9 protein-coding genes are annotated in these 10,975 nt (G+C 39.3%); all 9 read left to right on the top strand.

The window, feature by feature from the left end:
- The first annotated feature begins 22 nt into the window (after positions 1 to 22).
- The 9 genes from FNH22_RS18200 (at position 23) to ruvA (ending at position 10,972) form a co-directional block, all read left to right on the top strand.
- Complete coding sequence (locus FNH22_RS18200) at positions 23 to 1,747, top strand: tetratricopeptide repeat protein (protein WP_185154281.1); 1,725 nt, start codon at positions 23 to 25, stop codon at positions 1,745 to 1,747.
- Positions 1,740 to 2,492 (top strand): DUF4292 domain-containing protein, encoded by a 753-nt coding sequence (locus FNH22_RS18205; RefSeq protein WP_185154282.1) that lies wholly within the window; start codon positions 1,740 to 1,742, stop codon positions 2,490 to 2,492. Before FNH22_RS18200 ends, FNH22_RS18205 begins: the two co-directional genes overlap by 8 nt.
- Positions 2,479 to 3,672 carry a murein hydrolase activator EnvC gene (locus FNH22_RS18210; protein ID WP_143399860.1) on the top strand — a complete coding sequence of 398 codons (1,194 nt, stop codon included), beginning with the start codon at positions 2,479 to 2,481 and terminating at the stop codon, positions 3,670 to 3,672. Before FNH22_RS18205 ends, FNH22_RS18210 begins: the two co-directional genes overlap by 14 nt.
- Before the next feature lie 125 nt (positions 3,673 to 3,797).
- Entirely contained in the window at positions 3,798 to 4,007 is a 210-nt protein-coding gene (gene tatA / locus FNH22_RS18215; RefSeq protein ID WP_143399861.1) for a twin-arginine translocase TatA/TatE family subunit, read from the top strand.
- Positions 4,008 to 4,018: 11 nt separating this feature from the next.
- On the top strand, positions 4,019 to 5,437 hold the full coding sequence (gene gatA, locus FNH22_RS18220) for an Asp-tRNA(Asn)/Glu-tRNA(Gln) amidotransferase subunit GatA (protein ID WP_143399862.1): 1,419 nt from the start codon (positions 4,019 to 4,021) through the stop codon (positions 5,435 to 5,437).
- A 1-nt stretch (position 5,438) separates the two neighbouring features.
- Positions 5,439 to 6,812 (top strand): lytic transglycosylase domain-containing protein, encoded by a 1,374-nt coding sequence (locus FNH22_RS18225; protein WP_143399863.1) that lies wholly within the window; start codon positions 5,439 to 5,441, stop codon positions 6,810 to 6,812.
- A gap of 45 nt (positions 6,813 to 6,857) precedes the next feature.
- A complete protein-coding gene (locus FNH22_RS18230; RefSeq protein WP_185154283.1) occupies positions 6,858 to 7,958 on the top strand; it encodes a DUF4837 family protein in 1,101 nt (366 codons plus the stop codon).
- Between the two features lie 156 nt (positions 7,959 to 8,114).
- On the top strand, positions 8,115 to 10,391 hold the full coding sequence (locus FNH22_RS18235; RefSeq protein ID WP_185154284.1) for an NADP-dependent malic enzyme: 2,277 nt from the start codon (positions 8,115 to 8,117) through the stop codon (positions 10,389 to 10,391).
- Positions 10,388 to 10,972 (top strand): Holliday junction branch migration protein RuvA, encoded by a 585-nt coding sequence (gene ruvA / locus FNH22_RS18240; protein ID WP_143399865.1) that lies wholly within the window; start codon positions 10,388 to 10,390, stop codon positions 10,970 to 10,972. The genes FNH22_RS18235 and ruvA overlap by 4 nt, the downstream gene beginning before the upstream one ends.
- Positions 10,973 to 10,975 lie beyond the last annotated feature (3 nt).

Consider the following 10,975-nt stretch of genomic DNA (forward strand, 5'->3'; position numbering starts at 1 on the left):
CGTTATTTTTTAAATGCGTTTTTTGAAACTATATCTACTCATCTTTCTGTTTTTAGGGGGCATTTTTGCATCACCCGAAACCCAGGCGCAAAAGGGGAAATCCAGAAAGAATAAGACCGGTGAGTCTAATCTACGAGAAGCTGAATTCTATTTCACAGAAGGTGAGAAGTATTATATATTGGAGGATTACGCTAAAGCTTTGGTGCTTTTTCAAAAATCTCTGGCCATTAACGACCAAAATGCTACTGTTCATTATAAGATAGCTCAGATTCTTGCCGAAGGTAATGATCTTCAGAAAGCCTTGGAAAGTGCTAAAGAATCCATCCGACTAGACCAGGACAATAAGTATTTTTACATATTAGCTGCTGACATTTATAGCCAGTTAGGTGATTTTGAAAACGCCTCAGCTATTTATGAGGAATTGGTAGGTAGAATTGATAATACCGATCAATACCTTTTTGAGCTAGCTGCGCTTTATTTGTACCAGGCACGATATGATGATGCATTAATAGCGTATGATAAAATAGAAAGGGCTTTCGGTTTAAGTGAAGAAGTAGTTTTTCAAAAGCAAAAAATTCATTTACAAAACAATGACCTGGAAAAAGCGCTGGCAGAAGGTAAAAAACTGGTGGATGCATTTCCAGGAGAAGAACCGTACTTATTAAAACAAGTGGAAATATTACTCGCAAACGATAAAAGTGAAGATGCTAAAATACTATTGGAAGAGTTCCTGAAAGATTATCCTAATAGCGCCCAGGCCAGGTTGGTAGTAGCAGAAATAAAAAGAAAAGGGGGTGATTTTGAAAGTGCCGAAGAAGATTTAACCGTTACTTTCGGTAGTCCTGATTTAAGCGCTCAGAATAAAATACAGCTTCTTGCGGAATATAGAACACAAATGAGCACTGATCAATTGGGGACCCTGGGGGTTAAGTTAGCCAAGGTACTGGTAGAAACACATCCGAATGAAGCTAATGCATATGCAATTCAAGGGGATCTTTTACAAACTCTGGGCAAGAAAGAAGCGGCTAAAAACGCTTATTTTCAAGCACTTCAACTAGACAAATCAAATTTCAATATTTGGCAAAACGTCATACAGCTTTGTTTTGATCTGAATCAGGTGGACAGTGTAGTCATCGTATCAGAAGATGCACTGGAGCTATTTCCTAATCAAGGCTCGTTATATTACTACAATGGTGCGGCCAACCTACAACAGCGTGATTATGAGGAAGCCGTACCGGTATTGGAACAAGGCAAAAAACTGTCCTCTGCTAACCTTAGTTTACTTAGTGCCTTCAACAGTATGCTGGGAGATGCATATAATGGGCTGAAAGAATATAAAAAGTCTGATATCTCCTATGATGCCGCACTCGATTTTGATCCTGACAACTATATCGTACTCAACAATTACAGCTACTACCTGGCACTACGTAAAGAGAATTTGGAGAAAGCAGAGAAGATGGCCGCCAAAGCAGTCAAGAATAACCCTAAAAACGCCACTTATATTGACACCTATTCATGGGTGCTTTATATGCGCGAAAAATATAAAGAAGCAAAAAAGGTCATGCAAAAGGCGTTTGAACTGGACCCCGACAATGTTTCTGCTATTCATTATGAACATTACGGAGACATCCTATATCAACTTGGCGACATCGATGAGGCAGTAAAAAACTGGCGCATTGCAAAAGGCCTAAACCCCAATGCAGAACTCATTGACCAGAAAATTGCCGACAGGAAATTACATGAATAAAATTTACATACTTCTGGCGATTTTTTCATTCGCCCTTCTATCATCTTGTAGTAAAAAAACAACAGGGATAAGCCTCACTTCTGACCACAGTAAGCTTGATGTTAGGGAAGTTAGTTTTGATTATTTTTCTGGTAAAGCAAAAATAAACTACAAAGATCATGAGTTAGATATTAAAGCCAAGGCCAATGTGCGAATGAAAAAGGATAGTGTGATATGGATATCTTTTTCTGCAGTTGGTATCCAAGGAGCAAGGTGTATGATCAATAAAGATTCCATTATAATAGTGAATATGTTTAAAAAGGAGTACTACGTATTCCACTACGATTCGCTCAGCGAGCAATTTAATTTTGATGTGAATTTTGGGTCTATTCAATCTGCTGCTTTAGGTAACCTTATCAGACCCAACGGAAAAAATGATAATGTAGAAAAAAGAGATGACTTTTTTATCCTTGAACAGAACTCAGGTTCAGTACATATCAACAATTATGTGAACCCCAAAACCATGAAACTCGAACGAGTGGAAATGTTGGAAGATAAATCTAATAACTCAGGTACCATAAGTTATTATGATTTTCAAATGATTGAAGATCAGGCATTCCCATTTTCTGCTATTATTTCCTTATTTTACAAAGCAAATAATAAAACGTTGAATACTCAGATAGAGTTTAAATACAATAAAGCTCAATTGGAAGAAAAGGAACTTAGATTCCCTTTTAATATACCTAAAAAATATGAGCGGAAGTAGAAGTGTAATAGGCATACTATTCGTTTTTATTTTACTTGTTTCCTCAAATCTCCAGGCTCAAAAAACGAAGGCCCAACTTCAAAGAGAAAAGCAAGATAACCTGAAGAAAATTGAAGAAGCAGAAAAAATCCTCTCCCAGACCAAAGGTAAAAAGCAGAATACCCTTGGCCAGTTGAATGCTTTAAACCAACGTATTAAGACACAGGAAGCGCTCATAAGGTCAATCAGAAAAGAATTGACCTTGTTAAACAGTGAGATAGGTGAAAATAACGGCATCATTGACGCTTTGGAAGAGGATGTGTCACGTCTCAAAGAAGAGTATGGCGCAATGGTCTATGCTACTTATAAAGCTAACAAAGGCTTTAACAAACTTACTTTTCTCTTTTCAGCAACATCTTTTAATCAATTTTTGATGAGACTGAAATACATGGATTACTATGGTAAGACCCGGAAAAAACAGGCCGAGCAGATAGAAAAAGTACAACACGCTCTTGCAAGTCAAATCACTATTATAGAAAGCCGAATGTCCGAAAAGAGTATTCTTTTGGCCGAACAACTTCAGGAAGGTAAGAACCTTACAAAACTTAAAGGGTCCAAGACCCGTCTTGTGGCTAATCTTCAGAAGGAGGAAAAAACCCTTATGAAAGATCTGGAAGAAAAAAAGTCAGCGGTGGCAAAGTTGGAAAAATACATTAATGATATCATTAAAGATGAAATGGAACGTGCACGACTGGCTAAAAAGAGAGATTCTGATGCTAGTATAAAACTTTCAAACAATTTCGCTGAGAATAAATCTAAGTTACCCTGGCCAGTCAAAGGTTTCGTAGCACAAAAATTCGGAAGACGGAATCATCCGGTTTTAAAAAGAATTGTTGTGGAAAGTACCGGGATCCAAATACAAACTACTAAAGATGAAAAGGTCAAGTCTATTTTTGAAGGGGAAGTGAGTATGGTAGCCTTTATTAAATACCTGGGTAACACACTATTAATTAGTCACGGAGACTATATCACGGTTTATGCCGGGTTAAAAGACGTATTTGTCAAAAAAGGTCAAAAAATCAGTACTGCACAAGAGCTTGGAACAGTTTTGACGAATAAAGATGGCGTTTCAGAACTAAAATTCGAGATCCGAAAAAGTGATAAACCCCTGGATCCGCAGCTATGGCTTACCCGAAATTAACCCGTTAAGTATCCGTCTTATATACTAACATCATAATTCATCTTTTTACGTTGAACAATTAATATCTATCTTTACATATACGTTCTTTACAGGACTTTGAAAAGATAACAACTAATAGCAATCATATGAATAGTTTATTAGCTCTAGGTATGCCCGGAGGTTGGGAGTGGATCGTGATTATCCTGGTAGTGCTGATTTTCTTTGGTGCAAAGAAAATACCAGAATTAGCTCGCGGACTTGGTAAAGGCATCAGAGAGTTCAAAGATGCTACCAAGGAAATCAAAAAGGATATTGAAGAATCCGCCAGTTCTACTGACGAGGCGGTAAAAAAATAATATCCTCTATTATGCACACTTCATTTAATCTTATCCGCAAGGATCTGGAAAATGGAGCGCTCACCTGTTCTCAACTCGTACGGTATTACCTGGATAATATCAACAAGAAGACACATCTTAATGTCTTTGTAGAGATATATCAGGAAGAAGCAAAAGCCAGGGCTGCTAAAATTGATCTTAAGATCAAGGCAGGAACGGCTGGTCGACTAGCTGGTATGGTAATCACTGTAAAAGATGTGATTTGTCACAAAGACCACAAGCTTCAAGCGGGAAGTAAAATACTTGAAGGGTTTGATTCACAGTTTGACGCTACCGCTATAGAACGACTCTTAGCTGAAGACGCTATCATAATAGGTCGCACAAATTGTGATGAATTTGCCATGGGTTCCAGCAATGAAAACTCTGCTTTCGGACCTGTACTCAATGATGCAGATAATGAACGGGTACCAGGAGGTTCCTCAGGTGGATCCGCTGTATCTGTTCAGGCAGATACTTGCCTGGTAGCTTTAGGATCGGATACTGGTGGTTCTGTACGTCAACCAGCCTCTTTCTGTGGTGTTTTGGGGCTTAAACCCACTTATTCCCGAATATCACGGCATGGGTTGATAGCCTATGCTTCATCATTTGACACCATTGGTATTTTTGCCAAAAATGTGGCAACCATAGCACTTGTATTGGAAGTCGTTGCGGGAGCAGATGAATTTGATAGCACAGTATCTCAAAAAGAGGTCCCTGCTTACACTAAAAAACTCGATCCAAAAAACCACTACCGATTGGCTTATATCAAAGAAGCCCTTGAGGGTGAGGGCCTTTCGGAAAGTGTTAGAAATAATCTGTTGGAAAATCTGGATCGTTTGAGAGATGCCGGTCACACTGTTGAGCAGGTTGATTTTCCTATGTTGGAACATATACTACCAACTTATTACATACTTACATGGGCAGAAGCAAGCTCAAACCTCTCTCGCTTCGATGGAGTGCGATATGGATATAGAAGCCCAAACACATATAACCTGGAGTCGATGTACAAAAAAACACGTACAGAAGGCTTTGGTGAAGAAGTAAAAAGTCGCATCATGTTAGGCACATTTGTCCTTAGCGCCAACTACTATGACGCTTATTATACCAAGGCACAAAAGGTCCGAAGACTGGTGAGGGATCACACTCGCGCTATATTGCAGGACTATGACTTTATAGTGCTGCCCACCTCTCCCACCACCGCGTTTAAATTAGGAGAACATAATAAAAATCCTTTAGAAATGTACCTGGCCGACTTATTTACCGTTCAATCATCCGTAGCAGGGTTACCTGCCATCTCCATTCCCAAAGGAGTGGATGAAAATAATTTGCCTATTGGCATACAGTTAATGGCTGATGATTTTAAAGAAGAAGAATTGTTGGCTTTTTCTGACTATTTTTTAAATCTTAGTTAAGATGAAATTACTTATTTTTTTAACTGCCATTTTTCCTTACGCCGGAGCAGAAGACTCCACAGTAGTACAACAGGATTCTACAGTTACATATTTTACTCCTGTATCAGATTATGAATACATACCTGCTGAAATTGATTACGACCTGGTACGTGACAGGTTAAGCTGTATACAAAAAGAAATCCCTCTTAACTATACCACCAAAGTACATGCCTTTGTAAATTATTTCGCTGTTAAAGACAGAGCATACACACACTTAATGCTACAACGGAAAAATGTGTATTTTCCACTTTTCGAGAAATATTTAAAGAAGTACGGATTGCCTGATGAACTTAAATACTTGTCAATTATAGAATCCGGCTTAAATCCAAAAGCAGTTTCCAGAGCAAGAGCAGTAGGATTATGGCAGTTCATGTCTTCTACAGGTAAAAGTTACGACTTGCATCAAGATTGGTATATCGACGAACGTATGGATCCTGAAAAGTCAACTGAAGCTGCCTGCAGGTTTCTGAAACAGTTGTACAACATGTTTGGTAATTGGGAGTTAGCCATAGCCGCTTATAATACCGGGCCGGGTAACGTAAGAAAAGCCATACGCAGATCCGGTTATAAAAGGACATTTTGGGAGATCTATCCTTATCTGTACAGAGAAACCCGGTCTTATTTACCTCAATTTGTAGCCATACTTTATGTCTTTAATTATGCCGAAGAACATAATTTTTTGACGGAAGATATGGAATACCTTGTAGCCTCAGATACTATAAGTACAGGCAGTTATATTCATCTGGAAACGTTGGCCAATCAATTGAATTTGTGCAAAGAAGACATTGAAAAGCTTAATCCCGGTCTCAAGCGGGGGGCAATACCTTCCATAAAGGGTGGGTATACTTTCAGGATACCAAAGGATGCCAAAGTCTTGCTGCAAGCCAATAGAGCAACAATACTCGACAGTGCCGGTAAAACCGGTAAAAAACGACTGGAACAGCTCGCAAAAAACTCTGTAGGAAGCACCTATAATCGGGACAGAATAGTATATCGGGTCAAAAGTGGAGATGTTCTGGGTACTATTGCAGAACGTTACCGGGTCAGGGTTTCGGATATCAAAAGATGGAATAATTTACGAGGAAGTACCATTCGCGTAGGTCAGCGATTGAATATATGGCGAAAACCAGGTACCTATCAGGCAATTGCGAAAAAAGAGGCTGATCCTATTACGCAAAGCATTAACGGTATTAAAACTTATGTAGTACAGCCTGGTGATACTCTCTGGGATATCTCCAGAAAGTTTAATGGTTTGAGTATTGAAAAGCTAAAAAAAATGAATCGACTACAGACCAATAAAATTAAACCCGGCCAGCAATTAATTATTGGAGGGTAGCATTTCTGTGACTATTGCAAGCACATGAATTATACAAGTAAACGTATGATGAAGACAAAAATATTAACAATACTTTCCCTTATTACCATCTTAATATCCGTTGGATGTAGTGAAAATGACGGAAAAAGGGATAAAACCTTTTTACCTAAGGCCACTGGCCGAGCCGGGGAAATGATAGTAGTAATGGATTCAGCACAATGGGCCGGAGAACTGGGCGAAGAAATAAAACAGACTTTTCGTGCCGAACTTGAAGGATTACCACGGGATGAACGAATGTTCAAGATAAACCGGGTAGACCCCACCAAGCTTAATAACTTGCTAAAAGGGGTGAAGAACCTTCTTTTCGTAATGACACTGGATAGCAGATCCGGGCAGAGTAAAGTGTTAAAAAACTATTTTACCAAGTCCTCGCTGGATAGAATTAAAAAAGATTCATCCATATATGTTCATACTAAAACAGATGAGTTTGCCAAAGGACAAAGTATCATGTACCTCTTCAGCAGTACGGAAAAAGCCTTAATACAGAAAATCAAAGGCAACAAAGATGTTCTGCAAAACTATTTTAACAATGCGGAAAAAGACAGGCTAACCAAGGGTTTGTTTAAAGCCAAAGAATCAAAAGGGCTGCGTGACATGCTCAGAAAAGAACATGAATGTTCTATGAGAGTACCATTTGGCTATAAGTTAGTGGTCAATGAAAAGGGATTCATATGGTTCCGACAGATCAATGATGAAAGTGATAAAAATGTATTCATCACTTACAAGGATTATATTTCACGAGAAGACTTCCAAAAAGGAAAACTCATCCTTTGGAGAGATTCTGTGGCTGGTGAACAATTGTTTGAAGATCCCGATTTAACCGATAGTTATATTGTAACGGAGACATCCGTCCCCTACATACCAGTAACTACCAAGGAAACTAACTTTAACGGAAAGTATGGTGTAGAAATGAAAGGACTTTGGAAAACCAATAATCTGTCCATGGGAGGTCCTTTTCTTGGCTTTTCAGTAGTAGACGAAGCGCTGGGTCGTATCTATTACATTGAGGGGTTTGTATACAGTCCTGGAAAAAATCAGCGTGAATTTATGAGGGAAATGGAAGTCATATTATCGACATTTCGCATAAAAGAAGAGTTTAAATCCTGATAACCAATTAAATCCTATCCGTTAAAGGTGAAAGTATATTGCATACTTTCACCCGCTGTCTTATCGGTACGTCAAAATTAGGGACGGAACTTATGAGTTTAAACTAATAACTCCTCACCTTTTCTTATTTTAGCCAATTGAATTTCGAAGCATACTATGGCTATTAAGATACGTAAGCAAGACGCATTAAATTATCATCAGCAAGGACAACCGGGTAAGATCGAGGTGGTCCCTACTAAATCTCTGGGTTCTCAGATAGATCTTGCCTTAGCTTATTCTCCAGGTGTGGCTGAACCATGCATGGAAATAGCTTCCAATAAAGATGATGTTTATAAATACACTTCTAAAGGAAACCTGGTAGGTGTTATATCCAATGGCACAGCAGTGTTAGGCCTGGGGAACATCGGTCCTGATGCTTCCAAACCAGTAATGGAGGGTAAAGGGGTATTATTTAAAAAATTTGCGGGCATAGACGTGTTTGATATTGAGATCAACGAAGAAGACCCGGACAAATTCATTTCAATTGTTCAGTCGTTAGAACCTACTTTCGGAGGCATTAATCTGGAAGATATCAAAGCTCCTGAGAGTTTTCAAATAGAAAATGAACTCAGGGAAAAAATGAATATCCCGGTCATGCACGATGACCAGCACGGAACAGCCATCATATCTGGTGCAGCACTACTGAACGCACTGGAATTGATCGGCAAGAAAATAGATGAAATTTCTATAGTGGTAAACGGCGCAGGGGCAGCAGCCATCAGTTGCACCAAAATATATTGCACTCTTGGAGCCCGTAAAGAAAATATTGTCATGTGTGACAGTAAAGGTGTCATTCGCAAAGACCGTGAGAGTCTGGATGCGAGTAAAGCGGAATTCGCTACAGATAAAGATTTGAACACTTTATCTGATGCCATAAAAGGAGCCGATTTCTTTCTTGGTCTTTCCATAGAGGATATAATGACTCCTGATGACCTGATGGCCATGGCTGAAAATCCAGTTGTTTTCGCACTGGCTAATCCCAACCCTGAAATAGCCTATGACGTAGCTATGGGCACCAGGAAAGATATTATTATGGCTACCGGAAGGTCTGATCATCCTAATCAGGTGAACAATGTGTTGGGTTTTCCTTATATCTTCAGAGGAGCACTTGATGTAAGGGCAACCACCATAAATGAGGAGATGAAACTGGCAGCTGTCAAGGCTATTGCAAACTTAGCCAAAGAAGCAGTTCCTGAAATGGTGAACAAAGCCTATGGTAATAGTAAAATTCAGTTTGGAGCGGATTACCTTATCCCCAAACCTCTTGATCCACGATTGATCACTACAATATCCCCTGCCGTTGCCAAAGCAGCAATTGAATCAGGTGTTGCCGGACTCAATATAAACAACTGGGATCAATATCATATTGACCTGCAAAAGAGGATCGGGATAGATGAAAGACTTATGACCCGGGTTATTAACAGGGCCAAGAAAAATCCGAAACGTATTGTACTGGCAGAAGCACATGAGTTAAAAATCCTAAAAGCTGCACAGGTCATCCAGGATGAGAAAATAGGTAAACCTATCCTGCTGGGAAGAAAAGATGTCATACAGTCGCTGATAGAAGAACACAATCTGGAACTTCCCGACTGTCAAATCATTGACAGTTATGACGAAAATGACCGGATACACCGATACGCAGAAACTTTATACGAAAAAAGAAAACGCAAAGGACTCTCATTGTATGAAGCGGTTAAGCTTATGCGCGACCGAAATTATTTCGGTTGTATGATGGTTGAAAAAGGTGAAGCTGATGCCTTTATATCAGGATTATCTAAGGACTATCCGAAAACCATTCTCCCGGCACTACGAGTTATAGGTACGGAAGAGGAAATGAAGAAAGTAGCCGGAATGTACATCATTACCAACAAAAAAGGCACGTTCTTTTTCTCAGACACCACAGTAAACGTAGACCCAAGCCCTGAAGAACTGGTAGAGATCATAGCCATGACATCAAGAGGCGTACGGTTTTTCGACATGGAGCCCAGGATAGCAGTATTATCCTACTCCAACTTCGGTTCTACTTCCGGATATGTTCCCAGTAAGACACAGGAAGCCGTCAGGTTAGTAAAACAGAAATATCCTGAGTTAAAGATTGATGGAGATATACAGGCCAACGTAGCACTAAACACTAAGATCCAAAAGGAAAATTACCCATTCAGCGAACTGGCTGAAGAAGGCGCTAATACCCTTATATTTCCAGACCTGGCCTCAGGAAATATTGCTTATAAACTCCTCATGGAAATAGGAGGAGCAGAAGCTATAGGCCCTGTATTATTAGGGATGAAAAAACCTGTACACATCCTACAACTCGGTAGTTCAGTAAGGGATATAATAAATATGGCTGCTATAGCTGTGGTTGATGCGCAAGAAGTAGAAGAGAAAGAAGAATGATAGCATACTTAAAAGGTAAACTAGTTACCAAAGACCCAACACATATCTTAATCGATGTAAATGGTATTGGATACTTTGTGAACATTTCACTAGCCACCTACAGTGATTTAAAAGACAAGGAAAACACATTAATACATACCTACTTACATGTCAAAGAAGATTCTCATACCTTATATGGTTTTACCAATGAAGCAGAGAAAAAGATGTTCCTACTGTTACTTTCTATATCAGGTGTAGGGCCAAGCACAGGACTAATGATACAATCGTCTTTATCATCAGACGAATTGAAGCAGGCCATTGCTGATGAAAATGTAAAGACCATCCAGGGTGTAAAGGGTGTTGGGGCAAAAACTGCCCAACGGATCATCCTGGAATTAAAGGATAAAATCAAAAAAGAAGGTATTCAAAAAGATTTCGTACCATCCCAACACAATACTGTCCGATCGGAAGCGTTATCCGCTTTAATTACATTAGGAATCAGCAAAAGCACAGCTGAAAAAAGTATTGATGCCGTCCTGAAAAATTCGGGAAATACAATTACATTGGAGGAATTAATCAAGCTCGCATTAAAAAACGCCTGATAA

The sequence above is a fragment of the Fulvivirga sp. M361 genome (assembly GCF_007097395.1).
GTDB lineage: Bacteria > Bacteroidota > Bacteroidia > Cytophagales > Cyclobacteriaceae > Fulvivirga.